General features: G+C 46.3%; 16 protein-coding genes. 12 read left to right on the top strand and 4 right to left on the bottom strand.

What is annotated here, in order from left to right:
* Positions 1 to 5 precede the first annotated feature (5 nt).
* Positions 6 to 1,043: a HEAT repeat domain-containing protein gene (locus JMI88_RS36290; RefSeq protein WP_201366925.1), complete on the bottom strand. Its 1,038-nt coding sequence runs from the start codon at positions 1,041 to 1,043 to the stop codon at positions 6 to 8.
* Positions 1,044 to 1,351: 308 nt separating this feature from the next.
* Entirely contained in the window at positions 1,352 to 1,684 is a 333-nt protein-coding gene (locus tag JMI88_RS36285; RefSeq protein ID WP_201366924.1) for a helix-turn-helix domain-containing protein, read from the bottom strand.
* Positions 1,685 to 2,067: 383 nt separating this feature from the next.
* Between JMI88_RS36285 and JMI88_RS36280 the strand changes: the two genes are divergently transcribed.
* From JMI88_RS36280 to JMI88_RS36240, 9 genes are all read left to right on the top strand, one after another.
* Positions 2,068 to 4,917 carry a helix-turn-helix domain-containing protein gene (locus tag JMI88_RS36280; RefSeq protein WP_201366923.1) on the top strand — a complete coding sequence of 950 codons (2,850 nt, stop codon included), beginning with the start codon at positions 2,068 to 2,070 and terminating at the stop codon, positions 4,915 to 4,917.
* A 153-nt stretch (positions 4,918 to 5,070) separates the two neighbouring features.
* Positions 5,071 to 5,790, top strand: coding sequence for a carbon-nitrogen hydrolase family protein (locus tag JMI88_RS36275; RefSeq protein WP_201366922.1), 720 nt, complete (start codon positions 5,071 to 5,073; stop codon positions 5,788 to 5,790).
* A gap of 198 nt (positions 5,791 to 5,988) precedes the next feature.
* Entirely contained in the window at positions 5,989 to 6,477 is a 489-nt protein-coding gene (locus JMI88_RS36270) for a hypothetical protein (protein WP_201366921.1), read from the top strand.
* Between the two features lie 3 nt (positions 6,478 to 6,480).
* Entirely contained in the window at positions 6,481 to 7,194 is a 714-nt protein-coding gene (locus JMI88_RS36265) for a hypothetical protein (protein ID WP_201366920.1), read from the top strand.
* A 300-nt stretch (positions 7,195 to 7,494) separates the two neighbouring features.
* Entirely contained in the window at positions 7,495 to 8,118 is a 624-nt protein-coding gene (locus tag JMI88_RS36260) for a recombinase family protein (RefSeq protein ID WP_201366919.1), read from the top strand.
* A gap of 218 nt (positions 8,119 to 8,336) precedes the next feature.
* Positions 8,337 to 8,996 (top strand): RNA polymerase sigma factor, encoded by a 660-nt coding sequence (locus tag JMI88_RS36255; RefSeq protein WP_201366918.1) that lies wholly within the window; start codon positions 8,337 to 8,339, stop codon positions 8,994 to 8,996.
* Positions 8,997 to 9,116: 120 nt separating this feature from the next.
* Entirely contained in the window at positions 9,117 to 10,070 is a 954-nt protein-coding gene (locus JMI88_RS36250) for a glycoside hydrolase family 26 protein (protein WP_201366917.1), read from the top strand.
* A gap of 326 nt (positions 10,071 to 10,396) precedes the next feature.
* Complete coding sequence (locus tag JMI88_RS36245; protein ID WP_201366916.1) at positions 10,397 to 11,428, top strand: phosphotransferase family protein; 1,032 nt, start codon at positions 10,397 to 10,399, stop codon at positions 11,426 to 11,428.
* A gap of 150 nt (positions 11,429 to 11,578) precedes the next feature.
* Positions 11,579 to 12,103 (top strand): hypothetical protein, encoded by a 525-nt coding sequence (locus JMI88_RS36240; protein ID WP_201366915.1) that lies wholly within the window; start codon positions 11,579 to 11,581, stop codon positions 12,101 to 12,103.
* 41 nt (positions 12,104 to 12,144) lie between these two features.
* On the opposite strand, the gene JMI88_RS36235 is transcribed toward JMI88_RS36240, so the two are convergent.
* Both JMI88_RS36235 and JMI88_RS36230 read right to left on the bottom strand, forming a co-directional pair.
* The gene (locus JMI88_RS36235; RefSeq protein ID WP_201366914.1) at positions 12,145 to 12,759 is read right to left on the bottom strand and encodes a hypothetical protein; all 615 of its coding nucleotides are present in this window, start codon (positions 12,757 to 12,759) and stop codon (positions 12,145 to 12,147) included.
* Positions 12,760 to 13,064: 305 nt separating this feature from the next.
* Positions 13,065 to 14,159 (bottom strand): hypothetical protein, encoded by a 1,095-nt coding sequence (locus tag JMI88_RS36230; protein WP_236023030.1) that lies wholly within the window; start codon positions 14,157 to 14,159, stop codon positions 13,065 to 13,067.
* Between the two features lie 260 nt (positions 14,160 to 14,419).
* Between JMI88_RS36230 and JMI88_RS36225 the strand changes: the two genes are divergently transcribed.
* From JMI88_RS36225 to JMI88_RS36215, 3 genes are all read left to right on the top strand, one after another.
* The gene (locus JMI88_RS36225; RefSeq protein ID WP_201366913.1) at positions 14,420 to 15,436 is read left to right on the top strand and encodes a serine hydrolase domain-containing protein; all 1,017 of its coding nucleotides are present in this window, start codon (positions 14,420 to 14,422) and stop codon (positions 15,434 to 15,436) included.
* A gap of 67 nt (positions 15,437 to 15,503) precedes the next feature.
* Positions 15,504 to 16,016: a hypothetical protein gene (locus JMI88_RS36220; protein ID WP_201366912.1), complete on the top strand. Its 513-nt coding sequence runs from the start codon at positions 15,504 to 15,506 to the stop codon at positions 16,014 to 16,016.
* Between the two features lie 125 nt (positions 16,017 to 16,141).
* The gene (locus JMI88_RS36215; protein WP_201366911.1) at positions 16,142 to 16,840 is read left to right on the top strand and encodes a hypothetical protein; all 699 of its coding nucleotides are present in this window, start codon (positions 16,142 to 16,144) and stop codon (positions 16,838 to 16,840) included.
* Positions 16,841 to 16,954 lie beyond the last annotated feature (114 nt).

Below are 16,954 nucleotides of genomic sequence, written 5' to 3'. Positions count from 1 at the left end.
CAGACCTATTGGCACGTTGCTGTTTCCAGAAACGCTTTCAAACCTCGACGATTAGCGGGGAAGTCCATACATGCTAACGTTTCAGCTCCAAAATAATCATTCAATTCGGTCCCACCGCCAGGCATTTCTTTTGCAGCGAGCGTTCGCAACACGGTTTGTTGTAATGGATCAAGGTCATTGAAGGTAGAGTGTGGCTGGAAGCGAAACTGCTTCTCATAGAAAGCTATGCGAACAAGCAGGTCAGCGCAATCATAATCGACAGGGCTATCAACAGTAGGGAACAGTTCTATCAAGCGTTCTAGAATCAGCATCCGGTGTGGAGAAGAAGTGAGAAGGGACAAATAGTAGAGCGCACGCGCATGAATCCACCCACTTCCCCAAATTGGAGAGAGCTGCTCATACGACGGCTGTAAAGCATCTGGATGCGCAAACACCTCGAACATGACATGAACAGCATTTTCTGGTGTTTGGTCTTTCAGTAAGGTACACAAAGCATTGGCAGCGATAAATTGAAGCAATCTGGTCTCCCCTTGTTCCATATACAGAGAAAGAAGTTGAACAGCATCTGGCGTAGGTGGCAAGAGATACCCCAAACTGAGAAGAAGGGAGCATTGTACATACTCGTTTTCTTCGCATCGAAGCTGTGTAATAAGCGGCGGCAAGAGCATGGCGCGAGCTTCGGGAAAAGCAGCAAGTAAAAATGCAACCTCCTGGCGTACTACCGGATCTGGGTCAGAGAGCAAGAGCAAAAAAATAGAGAGTCCCTCTCTGAAGGACCGATGGGTATCCTCGTGCAATTGTTCATAGAGAGCATTTTCCTCCCGCCAAGAGATAGGATCAGCATCTTTTGCCATTCTCGAGTAGTGCTGAGTTGATAGGCATTGATATCTATGGTTCAGGTAGAGACCGTTACAGCCAATGTGCGCGAGAAAATGAATGAACTCACGCTTATCTGGAGTCTGAGGGTCAGCGAGAATGGCCAGGAGAAAAGGAACAGCAAGAGCCGTTGCTTCATAGACAGAACCCTGGTGTTCTAGTGACATCCTTAGCGTTCTCAATGCACTGCGCCTCACCCTGCCATTTTCTGAGACGAGCCCTCGTATTGCTGCCGGGATCTCTTCCGAACTACCATAACAGCTTGCAACGTGAAACCAATCAATTGAATCGAGCGCTTCAAGCATACGTGTGCCCTTTCAAATGCTACTTTATAGTGCGTTGTCTACAAGCTCAAAGCTATAAGAGCCACCTTAAAATGTGATGGCTCTGACAGCTTTAGTTCTCATTCGCAACAATGCATAATATTTCCAGATGGTTGTATTCAAATCGATATTCTTATTCTACACCTGCTTCTCTACAGATGAGGTGATTTCGGCATCAACATATATCCAAAGCTAGATAGGCGCAGAATGCGAAAATCAACACAGGCCTTTTTCAGCTTCCGTCGCGCGTTTTCGATGTGCTTTTCTAGCGCTTCTTTCGTCCACATATCCAGTTCTCCGTTGAAAATATTTTTCACGATCTCACGATCAGAGACAGGGCGTTCGCATAACAGCTGAAGCATTACCTGGTATTCAATGGGAGAAAAGCGCACTTGCTTCGATCCAAAGATCAGAACTCGTACATCATCCAGATGATAAATACTACGGCCATTCATCGTAAAGATAGCATTCTGATTATCGAACATACAAGACAGCTCTAACTTTCTAGATCACATAGGATCGTCGGTACAAACAGTACCAATAATTACTATTTTGAAAAAGTGCAAAGGGATAATTTGTCCAGAACACTTGCCTTCACTATGCCAAATTTGAGCTGCGTAGAACAGATACAGAACCTATACGTTACCTATACAGTACCGTTACAATGACCGTTACAGCACCGTTACAGCCCTGTTTTGGCAACCAATCAAGGGGTGTTATTGAGCGAAAGCTATGGTTGTGTTATGATCTTTTAGTGCAGGATGATTTAATCTGAATCAATTTACATCATCTTGCCATATTTCAAACACCTACGAACCAATTCAGCATACCCTCTACGTATGTTGGCTAGATATATTTGCTTTTCTCAATGGATGAACCCTTACGAACAAACGAGCTGATACGGCGGGCTCGCCAGGAACGAGGATATACCCAGCGTAATCTGGCGAGAGAACTTGGAGTGGACGAACAAACTGTACGCAGTTGGGAGCGCGGAATACGCTTCCCATCGCTCGAATTTCGCAATCGCCTGAGCACAATCTTGGAGAAGCCATTAGAGGAACTTGGATTACACGCCAATCAGAGCGAACAGTTGGTAGCAGCAAGAGAAGAGAGCGACCATACCAACCATTCTGAACCTGACACGCCTCTCACAATGACGCGCATGGAGAGTGCACATCAACAGGACGTCTTCACTACCAGAAACCTCACCCCGGGAGCGACGATCTCTCATAACTACTATGCTGATGTAAATCGTCTGCGCATGCTACGACGTGTGCGTTCTCGATGGATTCATGGCGTGCTGGAACATATCTCTGGCGGACATCTACTTACGCTAAATCTACAAGAAGAGCCAGACGCGGTTGGGCATCCATGGAAAAGCGCCATGAGAGAAAACTACACCGCGAGAAGCACCCCAAACGATCACCTTCACATTATGCAGGTCTACCATAATGCCAATGGCGAGCTTCTCATTTTGGGGGAGCCGGGCGCAGGCAAAACAACGCTACTACTGGGTCTGTTGCGCGAATTGATTGAACATGCCGAGCTTGACGTCACGCTACCAATCCCAGTTGTGTTTCACCTTTCTGCCTGGGCTGAAAAACGTCCATCGTTTGCAGATTGGTTAATAGAAGAATTGGTCACCAAATATCAGGTTCCCCATAAGCTCGCAACGGAATGGATCCAGCATGACCACATCGTGCCTCTGCTCGATGGGCTTGACGAGGTAGGCGAGAGTTTTCGCACAGACTGCATTGAAGCAATCAACACATACCGGCAGGAGCATGGACTCCTACCAATGGTTGTCTGCAGCCGCAAAACAGATTATCTGGCACAACCAGCTCGCATTATCCTGAATACTGCGGTCGTCGTTCAGCCACTTACAGAGCAACAAATTGATAGCTACGTTTCACAGGCAGGACCCGAACTCGAGGCTATGGGCTACGCCCTCAAACACGATAAGCATTTGCGCGAAATGGCCTCAAACCCACTCATGCTCACGATCCTTGCGCTGAGCTATCGAGACATGCCCCTCGACGAGGTCCTTGCTATGAGTTCACCGGAAACAGGTCGCCATGCCATCTTTGAAAAATACGTGGAGCGGCTCTTACTTCAGCAAAACACAGCTAGTGAAAACTACGCACCACAGCAGACAAAGCGATGGCTGAGTTGGCTAGCCAGACAACTGACACAGCATAGCCAGACAGAATTTTACATTGAACGGATACAGCCTGACTGGCTTTGCAATGACCATATACGGCATCATTATCGGCATGTCGTTGTGCGACTCATATTCAGTCTAGAGATCATCATCATTTCAGCCCTCTTTTCGCTCCTGCGTGGCGGTCGAATTGGACCCATCAGTGGCGTCGGTGTTGGACTCCTGGGCTGGCTAGGGTCAGGGCCAGGAAATAGTGCACTGGGATGGATGGCTCCAGGACTAGGTGGTGGATTAGAAGGTGGCGGAAGTCTTGGCATTATTATCGCCACCGTGACGTTGCTGGTCACGCTGCTCATCGACCGGCCCATCCCCAAACTATCGTGGCGCATGTTCTTGCATAGCCTCTCGCAAGGGATACAAAAAGGGCTGTTTATCGGAGCCGCTGTCGGCATAGTGTCCTGCGTGCTCTTTGGGCTCGATAGCAACTGGAACAACGGTCTGTATCGCGGCATGGGAATGGGGCTTTTTAGTGGTCTCTTGATTGGATTAATGACCGGCTTAATTACTGGTTTACGTTACGATAACCAAAGAAAACCACATCCACAAAATGCGCATCGATCGCATCGTATCTCTCGCGCTACCATCATAGATACCTGTATATTTGCGCTCTGCGGAATGATCGGCTTTGGCGCAATCGATGCGTTCCTGGTAAGAGGCATAAACGCCTCGGTTATTATCTATGCCCTGATTATGGGGATTTTCTTTGGCATCGCCTTCGGTATCGGAGGTGGAACGAGGCTCATCCAAGATATAGGGGTACACATTCAACCAGCTGAAACAGTCGCCTGGTCCTGGCGGGAAATCGGCCGTAACCTCACCACCAATATTCAAAAAGGATTAGGCATTAGCATCATTATTACCCTGAGTACCATCGCAATCATTACTGGGGCCAGCGGCTTCTTCTATGGAATCCCGTATGGCCTGCGCTATGGACTGATCTATGGCATCATCATCGGACTGGTCAGTGGTGTCGCCAGTATTCTCACGGAAATACTCCACAGCGGCTGGTCAAGTACCATCCTTGAAGAACACCAATTGGCGCATGCAAACGAAGGCATACGCCGCTCAGCTCGCAATGCCCTGATCGCTGCCTGCTTTTTCGGAGTCGTAGGAGGAATAGCAAGCGGGCTCGTATGCGGAACTGCCTTTGGCTGGATTGGTCAACTCCCTCACTGGCCAACCATCGGCATTGGATTTGCCTTCATCGGTGGCGCTATCTTTGCCCTACAAGCTAGCATGCTCAATGGTGGCATTGCCTGCATCGAACACTATATGCTTCGCCTGTATCTCTGGAAAGCCGGGCATATCCCCTGGAAGTATCGCCGCTTTCTCGACTATGCCGCCAAACAGATCTTACTGCAAAAAATCGGAGGAGGATATATGTTCTCCCATCGTCTCCTCCTTGAACATTTTACATCTTTCCATTCCTTACACCATTCAAAAAATTTGCAGCAAGTAAAAGTCACTGAAAGTAAAAATGTACAAGAAGCTGATTAAAATCATGTCTAGCGTGGCAGGTTTTCAGCTCTTAACCGCTTTGGGGAATGACTACTTGCTAGAAAATTGAATATCATCTAGACAATAAAGATCCTTCATGCTACCCTTAAAGATGCTATAAACGTATTTACCGTATAAGAGAGGATACATCTCATGACTCGTTTCCGGCTCGGCATTTGTCCTGCGCGCTGGGAAAGGCCACATTTGACACAACTCTACCAATTCATAGCAGATCCATTAGAGGTTGATGCGTATTTGCTCCCAGAGAGTTATCTGGCTGAAGAGAAATTGGATGAGGTAAAAGCTATTGCCAAACAAACAAGAAGATGGATTTTCTCTGGTATGGAGGGGAATGATGGGTTTGCCTACGCCATTGCGATCGATGGCGAGGGAAATCTTGTCCATCGGCACCTCAAAATAGTTGAACCGGCATATGGTTTGCAGAAATTGGGGGATCGTCTCACACTAGGAACAGAAGTGAGTGCATTTCATACCCCCTGGGGAACATTTGGATTTTTGCTGTGTTATGAAATTGTGTTCCCAGAGATCGCCAGAAAAGCGCATGATAAAGGGGTGAAACTCTTTTTGAATCCTATCGGCGATGGTGGCGACTTTCTAGAAGGCATGGACTTCTGGCCGCAAATGGCGCGCGTGCGAGCACACGAAAACAATGCACATATCGCAGGGGTCAGTCATTCTCATTCCACCAATTTTACCTGTTACGCTGCCAATAGTGGTGGGCAGTTTTATTTCAATTCGGGTGAGCGGCTACATATGACCCGTGTACAATTTGATATGAGCAACTTTCCCACCTTCATTTTAGAAGACGGATATCAAAAAATGCTTGGGCATATCCAGCACCATGTTTATTAAAGCGACTCTTTTTACAGGCCATGAAAAAGAGAGGAAAACTTGCTTGATCATATCCTTGTCTTCTGGTGAGTTTTAGCCTGATCGGATCTTGATCACTTCCGAGACTTACGACTCGCTTGCCTACGCTGGAATGCTGACAGGCAATGGATATTCTTCCTGAAAACAGCTTTCGCCGACAATTCTATGAGGAGAAAAGAGATGGAGCGAACTTCTTCTAGCGATCCTGAAGCCGAAGCAAGAGGCGACAGAGTCTTAGAGCACCTACATCACTCACTCCAGTTGCTTGCCTCACCTGCTCAAGCTCAACTGAGCCATTTTCCCGCTGGATGGGTGGTGCTGACTGATGAGATGGCACTGGACTTCAACCACTGGGCACAATGTCTTTCTACGTACTGGGAGCCCTCGAATACGCAGACTGTTCAACTCAAAAAGCTTGATGACTTCTTGAGCGCAATGAGCGGTTCACTCCACAGTGCTTTTTGGACAGATGAGGCGCTCTCCTCTGATCCCAGGTGGGAGGAGGTACGCATGTTAGCAAAAACAGCTCTCCTTTCCTTTGGATGGACCATCGCAGTTCCTCCTCCTGCCCAGCAGGAGCATGGAATGCTCGTTGATAATGGATCATACATTTTGTCTTCTCATGATACGGGTTCTTGTTCAAATACTACCACTAAAGAGCGTTTTTGAAACATGGCAGATACACTCGACGTTGACTTTACGTTTCGGACCGAGCAAGCACCAATCTACTGGTGGACAATCATGTGTGACGTGTTAGCGTCCTACCATTTTGCATTCAATTCTCCCGATCACCCTGCTGGACAAAGTAGTTATACCTATTATCGTTACAATCCGCCATATACAGAGGATATCGAAGAAATCGAATCATGTATTGGTTCCTTTCAAGATGTTTCAGACGAGGTACGTGCAGAAAGAGGCTCGGTCGTGGCTCTCTTCTGGCAAACCGAAGGCGATGGAGAAAGCATGGAGATGGATTTTGGCTTTACTCCAGAAAAAGAAATGAAGCGTATAGGAGTGCTCATTACTATTCCTGGTGGTCAACTACGAGATGTGCAGGTTGAGAAAGCACACGCTCGACAGAAACATCTCTTTGCATGTACCAAAGCATTGATTGAGGCCTGTCAGCCAGAGACAGGTGAGATCTACTGGGAAACCTCATCATTTAATCTCACTCCCTGGGCAGTTATCGGCGAGACTGCCGAACCCTTATTTGCACCGCATCCCTATTGTCCAGCCATCTACGATGACAACCAACGGCTTTTAAAACAGCCACTGCAGAATGGCAGCAAAACGCTGTTTTATCTCGACCCTGTTCCCGTCTTACGAAGACAAGATCAAAACAAATACTGGCAATTTTACTCATTGCAAGAAGAGGATAATACATAAATTTCTGGCCTACAATTATTCCACTCTACTAGCCCCCGGCATAATTACCCATCTTAGCGGAATTTAGAGGGGTAATTATGTCGGAGGGGGACTAAATCAAGAAGTAAATGAATGACAAACAGTTAATAAGAAATGGGATATTTATCTTATTGACTAAGCAATAACAGCAGAAGGAAGATGTGTAGAGGTGAAAACGACCGTTTATACTCTCCATTTTGGCACGTGATACAGATGATAAAACTACAACACCATGTATACTATTTGTGGGCGTAAAAAGATTAAAAAGCGACAGAGGGAACGATGGGAAAAATACTTGCCTATATCCAAGCCCTCGATGATAAACAAGATGTGAACAATCAAAGACACGAGATCCTTGAGGCACCCCGGCTGAAAGATATGAAAATCGGCGATTTTATTTCCATGACCATGACGAGCAGGAAGACGAGCAAACAAAGGCGTATCAAGGAAGTGCTCCACCTCTTGGAGAGAGGAGACACTCTGATCGTCACTGAGCTTTCAAGGCTCGGACGCAACACGGTCGAAATCATAGCCCTGGTGCATGAACTCGTACAGCGTGGTATTCGGCTTATTGCACTGAAACAGAATATCGACCTTAACGACGGCCAGCACGATATGAGTTCAAAGATTATCGTGACTGTTTTTTCTCTCTTGGCGGAACTAGAGCGCGATTTCATTAGCTTACGAACGAAGGAGGCTTTAAGCGTGAAGAAGAGCCAGGGGATCACGCTAGGGAAGCCAAAGGGAACCATTCGGAAAAGTAAATTTGATGCCGACCTTCCGCGGATCAAGGAATTGTTGGCATTAGGGCTTTCTGTACGCAAGATTGCGAAGCACCTAGGATACGTAAACCACTACTCTCTCAACATCTACATCAGCAAATGGAAATTGCATGAGCAATATTAGCACACTGTTCTTACTACATTACGAGGATAAACTCCTAGCGTGGTTTTCGCTCAAGGATTCATAATGCTCCGGAGTATCAGCTATCTCATATGCAATCCACAGGGAGCATTGTCGTAAAACCAACTCACTCACATTTGGATACCTACTCACGGGAACCTTTTGCATCTTTTTTGGCACTTCTATTACGACGCTCGATTTTTTACGAACACGAGGAATATATGGACGAGGTTTACACACTGGTTAAAACCGCTCAGGCAGGAAGTAAAGAGGCTTATGAGAACCTCATAAGCCAGTTTCAACAGATGGCATATGCTACGGCATACCATGCTCTCGGGGAATATACGCTTGCTCAGGATGCTGTACAAGAAGCTTTCATAGAAGCCTATCTTCATTTACCACAATTGAAGGAGCCCGCAGCATTTCCTGGATGGTTTCGCAAGATTGTTTTCTATCAATGCCATCGTTTCTTACGAAAACCATCCTTTGAGTCTCTTCCACTTGAGACTATGGCCTCACACGATTCTGGCGCTGATTCTCTGCAATGTCTTGCAGAGAGACGTGAGGTACAAGAGATGGTTCAACAAGCGATTGCGACATTGCCATCCAAACAACGCCAGATTGTGACGCTCTTTTATCTCTCAGGCTACACACAACAAGAAATTGGTTCTGTGCTGAATGTACCCGTGAACACGATTAAGAAGTGCCTTTACGTTGCTCGATTGCGACTCAAGGAGCATCTTGAGCCTCGGCTGCAGGATGCGATTGCGGTACAGGAAATCGGGGAAGCGATCGTTCAGCAAGCGTGTGCGATTCTCTTTCGCCTTCGAGAAAATTGGTGGAAGCCACTTTTCGAGAGATATAGCATACATCTTGTCTAGCAGGAGGATGTTTACGCCTCTTAGGTGGTTCCTCTCCCAGAATCGCACAAAGAGAGTATCGCATGAATATACAAAAAATTCTAGTCGAAACAAGTATAGAAACACAATAAGGAGTAACAGATGCTTGAAACATTTCCCTCACCCATCCCTCACACATCAAGGCGTCGACGCCTTGAGCCTCATGGTGAGAGGGTGATCCACGGTGCTGGTCAAGACCCTGAAGCGTTCAAGCAGTATTTTGAGTGTATTGGTGAGCACAAACCGGAATTGTTCATGACGTATACAACCCTCAAAGCAGATATGCCAACGTATTTTCAGCGACTGAAACAAGAACTAGATGCCTATCTTCCCTTTGCCCTTGTACCTCAGATAGGTTTACATTTTGCGGGAGATGCACTTGATCCGGATCCTGAACCACATTACGAACAGCAGGTTGCAGATGGGCAGCTTGATGCGCAAATTCGAGGCTTCTGTGAAGGTTTGCGCCTCCTTGAGCGTCCAGCCTATGTCCGCATCGGCTTTGAGTTCAATGGGCCTTGGAATGGATATGAACCCAAAGCCTACAAAGCTGCCTGGATTCGGGTTGTGAACGCTTTTCGAGAACACCACCTTGACAACGTTGCGGCTGTCTGGTGCTATTTCCCCTTACCTGGGAGCCGAGAACATGAGCAAGGCATTGATCGAGATTATCTAGCCTACTATCCAGGCGATGACTATGTGGATTGGTGGTCAATTGATCTGTTTAGCACTGAAGAGTTCAGCAGAGACAATACGCTTGCCTTTATGAAGGATGCTGAGGAACGTGGCTTTCCTGTCATGATCGGAGAATCGACACCTCGATGGGTTGGAGGCGTTGAGGGGGGCGAAGAGACATGGAAAAAATGGTTTGTGCCTTATTTTTCGTTTATCCGTACGCAACCAAGCGTGAAGGCTTTTTGCTATATTAGTTGGAATTGGGCAAAGTATCCCGTATGGAGCGATTGGGGTGATGCGAGAATCTGGGTCAATTCGGTGATCCTGGATCACTATCGACAAGAACTCGCTCATCCTCTGTATCATCATACTACAAGATAAGAGAGAGGCGGCATTCCACGTAATGAGGGATAGGCTCTTTTGCACAAGTCTCACTTTTTCGTAACTATTCAGAAGTCCTATGCAGAAAGGGTAAATTATGCGAGCTTCTCTTCCCTTGAGCGAGGCACGATCGTGATCAAGGCGAAAATTGCAGGAAATGTCTTTTTTACGTCATACTTCTGAATAATTACGGTTTTTACACGTATCCTGAGCCTACCTCTCATTGGCAGCCTCAGCATCTCGCCGTATGATGCGCAGATTCGAGTGGCCGTCGAATTGTACATGTTGAACGGTTACATGAACTATGCTGTTAAGGAGACGACACAATGCAAATACCCACACAACTGACACAGCTACAAGCTCAAGGGATTACACACCTTGCAGGTCTACATGAGCCAGTTACTGTTACCTTGATTAAAGAATACAATCACGTCTATCGAATTGAGTGTCAGCAGGGCATCTTTTTCCTGAAGATGCATACCAAAGATTGGTATCCACCAGAGGATGTTGAAACAGGGTTCTCAGTACGTCATGAACAGAGTGCGTGGTCTGTACTTGCTTCTCATGGGCTGGCAACTCCTGATGTGTTACTTGCTTGGAATACTCGGAAGAATCCTCTTGGGCTACCTTTTCTTTTGACAAGAAAACTGCCAGGGAGGTCGCTGGTTGAGATGCTCAAGCACTATCAAGATGATAAGTTGCAATGGGATGAGCTGCTCAGTACCACGGGAGAATATCTGCAGCAGATGCATCGTATTACCTTTCGTTTTCCAGGCTACATCGTTGACAATAAACCTGACGGACCGCTTGACGATACTAAGTGGCAGCATCCAATCTGGTCAGCGAGACAGAGACAAATGACTGCACTAGCGCAACTGCAACAAGAGCAGAGCAAACTCTCTCAGCAGACAACGAAACAACTACAAATACTGTTCTCAACGCTCAAGGAGGTACTAGAGGCAGAATATCAGCCTCCTCGCTTCACGCATGGCGATTGTCATGCTCACCAATTCTACCTGCACCAGAATGAAGTCGAGAAATGGATGGTTTCGGGTTGTGTGGACATGGAGGTTGCCTCAGCAGGCGATAGTCTCCAGGACCTTGTAAAGATTGCCATAGAGATGGTAAGAGAGTTTACGGGAAGGGATTGGTGGACACCTCTCTTTACAGGGTATGGAAAAGAGCCAAATTTTGACACGTTCAGGTTACGGCTTCTTTGTGCGGGGGAAAACGAATTTCAATGGTCTGGCACCCGGCTGGAAGTTTTGAACCACTTATTACAGGCAAGCAATTGGTCAGAATTATTCACCTTCAATAGATCTCATTCCATGAGATCTCAAAGATACTCTAGATTCTAAACCTGTAAATGTTGAGATTCAACAGGTGGAATTTTACTGATAATTCTGTGGGTGAGCTATTTCCTACGCCCTCATTTGGGGTCCCGACATATTTCCCCTGTCAGTCCCCTCGCGGGAAAATATGTCGAGACCCCAAATGAGGAAGAATAGATGATGTCATCTCATTCATTAGTTGTAATGCAGAGTATCTGTACAATTTGGACGAAAGCTTCACGAGGAGGAATCAGTGCTCAAGCAAGAAATCGTACTCCTGAGGCACTTGAATTACCTACTCTTGCCTTTCCATACCCTGAACAAGACCTCCTGCTCCATACAGCAATTTATACTGAGCGCGACAGCTTTCAACGTCCTAGAGAAAAATTCGAGCAACAGGAGCAAGCCAATCCATTCTGGTACAATTGCCTCAAGCTCGAGATTTGTGAAAACACACTCAGCACAACATTCGAATGGGAACAGAAAACGGGCATGCCAAGACGCGCCGATTTTCTGAGAACAACATGGTTATTGCAAGAGAATCAGTGGGGACGTGTCATCTACAATGTACGTATCCCGGAAGACAGTTGGGTCTACAAAAAGTACGTCATTTCCGTCGGCTTATTTCATTCATACTCCCATCGCTTGTTTTTAGACTCCGAGCCAGTACACATATATAGAGACATGGCCCAGTTACGGTAGGGGATATGTAAAAAACACAGTGTATCTGTAAGACACATCAACTAGAGTTGAATGCCAAAGAGATGAAACGTCGCCACTGTCACAAATACAGCCAGACAAGTACCAGCAATGGCTTGCAGGACGGTATGGGCACGCACCTGCCACCGTGCCCAGCCAACTAGGAACACGAGCGGCGAGAGGGCCAGCCAGCGGGGGCCGAAGAGGAGGACAAAAACTGTCACAGCACCAGCCATACCAACCAGATGCAAGCTAATCTTCCAATAGCGCGTCACGATGAGCGAAATACCGCAAGCAACGATCACTGCCACCACAGTAGCAACCAGAATGGGAGACGCATGCAAGGCGTAGAGGCAAGCAAAACTGAGCAGCATACACGTCAGGCCAAAGAACAACGGCACAAAACGCTGCTCACGTTGACTGACATGGTGATCCGTCAGTTTCCCTTTTCGTACGCCCTGCCAGATAAAAAGAAATGGTGCCACCGAAATGCCCAGAATAGGAATGATCCACCAGAGGAAAGCATGCGCCACGTCGGGCGCTGTCACAAGTGCAATCACCAAAAATGTCGGGAGAGCAACAAACAAGGGGTTTGAAATCTCGGAAACCAGCCGTGCCAACTGCTGTTGAAGGGTCCTATTCTCTGAGGCTTTTTCCATCTCTTTTTATTTGCTTACCTTTCTCAATACCATTTCTACCTGCAGCCACACCACGAAGAATGACCACGGCAAAGGCAACCTTCTCAATTCTGCCTTCTTGCTAACCCCTAGTATATCGCAATCATACAAATCAACATACCCTCATATACAATAAGGCCTATGACAAAATCCCATAAACAAGTTGTAAAGGCTTTTTTGAGTTTTTACATGACTTTGGCAAAGCTTTAGACTATTAAAGTAAAAAATGTTATACTCAAAGATATACATTAAAGATACAGAGCTGAACGTTAATTGGTAGAACCCCACTAACTGGTGACTGAGCACAAATGCCCTTTTCGAAGTCGAAGTCGGGGGCGATGGGAGCGTACACGTTCTGGCTCGCGTTGTTTTCGCGGCCGTCCTCGATGTTTGGCTTCGATCCAAATAGGAGGAGCAAGCTTGTACGTTAACAATTCAGAGAGACTCCAAATATGATCGGTCAATCCGCTGGCCATGGCAGGCGTACATGCCCTACCCAAATGCGTTGATTTGCTCAACTCTTGGTGAGGCCAACAAAAATTGTAGGTACAGCCGATCAAATACATTCCATATTCCAAAGCATCGATGCGACAAGCAGCGTGACGGCACTTGCGAGTTAAGGTAGCCAGGCGTTGTCTCATGGTGCCATTCAACCGTTCAATGAAGGCGGTATTGAGGACACTCCCTCCTGCTGATCTCGCGAGAAGCTGCATCGCATGTTCCTGTTGACCATACGAGAAGGTACGCTTCACCTCGACGACCCGTTTGTGCTCACTCCGCTTGATCACGGTTCCAATATGCAACTGCGGCCAGACCTGCAAACGCGCCCGTCCCCGTCCCATCGTCGTTTTCACTTTCTCTCGAAATGCTTTCTTGATACTGTTGGGGTACGCGCCCCATCCGTCTGTACAGATCAGCACGGCTTTGAGATCCTGGCAACAGCGTCGCACCTGTTGCATCAGCGCATCAGCGAGCTCACGATCTCGCGTCACGCTTACCCTTCCTGCCAGCCACAAACGAGTGGAGACCATCATCGCTAATCCCATCCAGGCAATGATCTTGCGTCCTTTCACTCGAATCTCGTCAGCTTGAACATGGACGAGATCGAGCGAGGTGGTTTCAACGAGTCCCTGGTGAACACGCTGGCACTGCGCGCCTGCTCGATCTCGCCATGAGGCGACCGTTCGTTCATCTAAGCCGAAGGCATGAACAATGGCTTGCACTGGACATCCATAGGCCAGTAAAGTCACTACGATGATAATCAGTTCCGTTGGTTTGCGCAATCCTTCAAACATCGTTCCAGTGCGTTGGCTGAAGGTCTTGCGACAGATCGTACAGCGATAGCGCTCTCGTTTTCGGTCATGAATGCGAATGGTACCCATTCCGCTTTGACCTCTTGCGCAACACGTCGAATTCGGGCAAAATTGCTTCGACGGGTCCATTGGTTTGTCTGTGTTGTTTTTTTGCATAAACACATCATGCCAATGGCTTCCGATTTTTTCAAGCCCCTCGCATTTCACCAGTTAATGTAGCTCTACCACGTTAATTTACTTTGCATAAATGTTATATAAAAGTTATTGTTGTATCATATAACTTGTAATACTAAGAATTAGCCTTAATAGAATAATTGCAAAGGTGTATTATGGACATTCGTGAACTTGAACAACGATTTCAGGATGACTTTGAGCGATCCCATGTGCCAGGTGCCGCACTCGTTCTTCTGCAGAACCATCACGTTATTTTTGCCAGGAGTTTTGGAAAGACGAGTGTTGAAGAAAGTGGCGTACCGATTACTCCTCAGACACTTTTCTTGCTCGGCTCTATCACTAAAGGTCTAACATGCACGGCGGCACTACGCCTCGTCGAAATGGGAAAGCTCGAACTTGATCGTCTTGTAAAAGACTATGTTCCTTGGATTAAATTTCGTCGATCAGGTGCAGAAAACTCCATTACGGTACGTATGCTCTTTGACCATACTGCTGGTCTGGCCGATATCTTTCGTGTGTATGGGCATAGGGACGCTGATGCTCTTGGCACATCAATACGCGAAGATTTTTCACAGTACCCATTTACGCTTCCGCCTGGTATCTTTCCAAGCTATAGTGGCTTGCATGTCAATCTGCTTGCTTTTTTAATGGAGGTGGTGACGGCGAAACCCTTTTCGGATGTAATGCAAGAAATCCTCTTTGAACCTCTTGATATGCGACATACAACTTTTGATCCAACGATTGCTATGACGCATGCACTTGCATTAGGTCACTACCTGAATGAGAATGGGCAACCACTCGTGATCCACCGTTTTCCTGACAATGCTGCCTTTCGCCCATCGGCATTGGGTTTGTCCTGTAGCGCTGATCTGACCAATTTTGTGCTGTTGCACTTGCATAAAGGTGTCTTCCAGGGGCAACGTTTGTTATCCGCCGAAACAATCCAGTTGATGCACACTGTTCCACCTAGTACAACTTACGGGCTGTATGGCAGCAGTGCTGGCCTGGGCTTTATGTCTGAGATACATAATGGCGCATACTGGTTTGGCAATCATGGTTCTGCTGGGAACTATTGGTGTAAATTGCGCATTGAGCCAGAGACAGGTTCTGCGATTATTGCTTTGATGAATTGTATGCAATTACAGGTTTTTTTCTTTTTTAAGTTATTTTGACTATCTTTATGATTTTCTGTTGGATCGACCTGAATCTGTTATACAGACTCATGGAAAAGGAAATTCCTTGCTCTGGCCAACATATGTCGGTAACTATGTCTATAATGAGGGGGGTATCGCTACGCTCCAGGTTGTTGAGGATCAGCTTTGCCTTAGTATCAATGGTGGCTCATGGCAAACCCTTAAGGCAGTAAAAGATGACTTATATGATGTTTGTGATGCCGATCCCCCGTTAACTGTTGGCTTTCTCCCATTCACAGGTGGGCAAGCAACATATATTGTACTTAATGCCTCTCCCTGGACACGTGTCGTTATAAATGTGAAGGCACTTAATCCGACATTGTGGGAAAAATATGTAGGGACGTATAGCCGTCCCGCTGATCGTACCTACAAGGTCACTTTGTCGGAGAGCGTGATCTCGATCTGCAACACTGATATACATGATGAAGTGCGTTGTATTCCTATTGATAATACACACTTCGCTTCCGAATGGGGTGTCTTCGAATTTGTCGTTGAAGCTGATGGCCAGGTGCAAAAATTGATACAAATCGATTATTGGATGTTCCAACGACAAACATAGCACAAAGCATAGGAAGCGCTCGGCTATTCTATAGCGCCTGATTAACATAATAGTTGCACATCTTTCAGAGTTTCAATGGGCGCTATAGAATGTAGTCAAGGTAGTTTATATAGAGGTGTCGATGAATGACTGAATACGAACCTATACGAGTTTTTCTTGATATCAGTACGTATCAGGCTGAATTATTTGCCCATGGAGCATTAGCCTTAACCAATAATAAGCTGAAAGAGGAAGTAGTCTTAAGCCCCCAAGCTACCTATGATTTGCTTACGTTTTTACATCAATACGAATCGTACCTCTATCAAACCGTGCGTAAACCAAAGGAATCAAGCTTTTTCAATGATAATATAACCATACTTCGACCCACTGACCCAGAAGATGAAACAAATCGACGTCAAAGAGATTATAATCCCTTTGACTATAATCATCCTTTTAGCGATGATACACAACAGCAAACACTCAAACCTCTTCTCTATGGAGATGATACAGATCCATTCATTTTATTCGTCTACAATTTAGCGGTTATGTGGGTGGAAGAAGCATACGAGAGTGATGGCGGAGCGCAGGTAACAAGGATCGACACAGTTCCTTTTGACGCAGAGCAATACGATCATGATGATCCAGAAGCTTTTCTTCGTTTTAGAATCTGGGAGGTTCCTCAAGGAATACCAGATCAAGCATGGCGTGTCACTATCGAGCCAGATAACGCTGAAATAAATCACTTGTATGTCCATCGTTATGGACATTTTCTTTATACAGGACGATCTGAAAAGCAAAGTGGAAGGCCATATTATACAAAAATAGATAAAAGTTTATTGGAGTAGCTCTCTTGGTATAAAAAGGAGATTACAAAGCCACATTTAGATCGCTTACAACACCACTTTGAAGCAATATATCTTTTAAAGCTACCTGAATCGATTTCTCGTAACCATACTGGA

The organism is Dictyobacter formicarum (assembly GCF_016587435.1).
Note: the sequence above shows the minus strand (reverse complement) of the source record. Positions and strands in the feature narration are given on the sequence as shown.

Excerpts from the sequence above, each read along its gene's own strand:
- JMI88_RS36265 (WP_201366920.1), top strand. The coding sequence starts at position 6,481 with ATGGCAGATACACTCGACGTTGACTTTACGTTTCGGACCGAGCAAGCA.
- JMI88_RS36260 (WP_201366919.1), top strand. The coding sequence starts at position 7,495 with ATGGGAAAAATACTTGCCTATATCCAAGCCCTCGATGATAAACAAGAT.
- JMI88_RS36245 (WP_201366916.1), top strand. The coding sequence starts at position 10,397 with ATGCAAATACCCACACAACTGACACAGCTACAAGCTCAAGGGATTACA.
- JMI88_RS36270 (WP_201366921.1), top strand. The coding sequence starts at position 5,989 with ATGGAGCGAACTTCTTCTAGCGATCCTGAAGCCGAAGCAAGAGGCGAC.
- JMI88_RS36255 (WP_201366918.1), top strand. The coding sequence starts at position 8,337 with ATGGACGAGGTTTACACACTGGTTAAAACCGCTCAGGCAGGAAGTAAA.
- JMI88_RS36225 (WP_201366913.1), top strand. The coding sequence starts at position 14,420 with ATGGACATTCGTGAACTTGAACAACGATTTCAGGATGACTTTGAGCGA.
- JMI88_RS36275 (WP_201366922.1), top strand. The coding sequence starts at position 5,071 with ATGACTCGTTTCCGGCTCGGCATTTGTCCTGCGCGCTGGGAAAGGCCA.
- JMI88_RS36250 (WP_201366917.1), top strand. The coding sequence starts at position 9,117 with ATGCTTGAAACATTTCCCTCACCCATCCCTCACACATCAAGGCGTCGA.
- JMI88_RS36230 (WP_236023030.1), bottom strand. The coding sequence starts at position 14,159 with ATGGGTACCATTCGCATTCATGACCGAAAACGAGAGCGCTATCGCTGT.
- JMI88_RS36280 (WP_201366923.1), top strand. The coding sequence starts at position 2,068 with ATGGATGAACCCTTACGAACAAACGAGCTGATACGGCGGGCTCGCCAG.
- JMI88_RS36215 (WP_201366911.1), top strand. The coding sequence starts at position 16,142 with ATGACTGAATACGAACCTATACGAGTTTTTCTTGATATCAGTACGTAT.
- JMI88_RS36290 (WP_201366925.1), bottom strand. The coding sequence starts at position 1,043 with ATGTCACTAGAACACCAGGGTTCTGTCTATGAAGCAACGGCTCTTGCT.
- JMI88_RS36240 (WP_201366915.1), top strand. The coding sequence starts at position 11,579 with ATGATGTCATCTCATTCATTAGTTGTAATGCAGAGTATCTGTACAATT.
- JMI88_RS36285 (WP_201366924.1), bottom strand. The coding sequence starts at position 1,684 with ATGTTCGATAATCAGAATGCTATCTTTACGATGAATGGCCGTAGTATT.
- JMI88_RS36235 (WP_201366914.1), bottom strand. The coding sequence starts at position 12,759 with ATGGAAAAAGCCTCAGAGAATAGGACCCTTCAACAGCAGTTGGCACGG.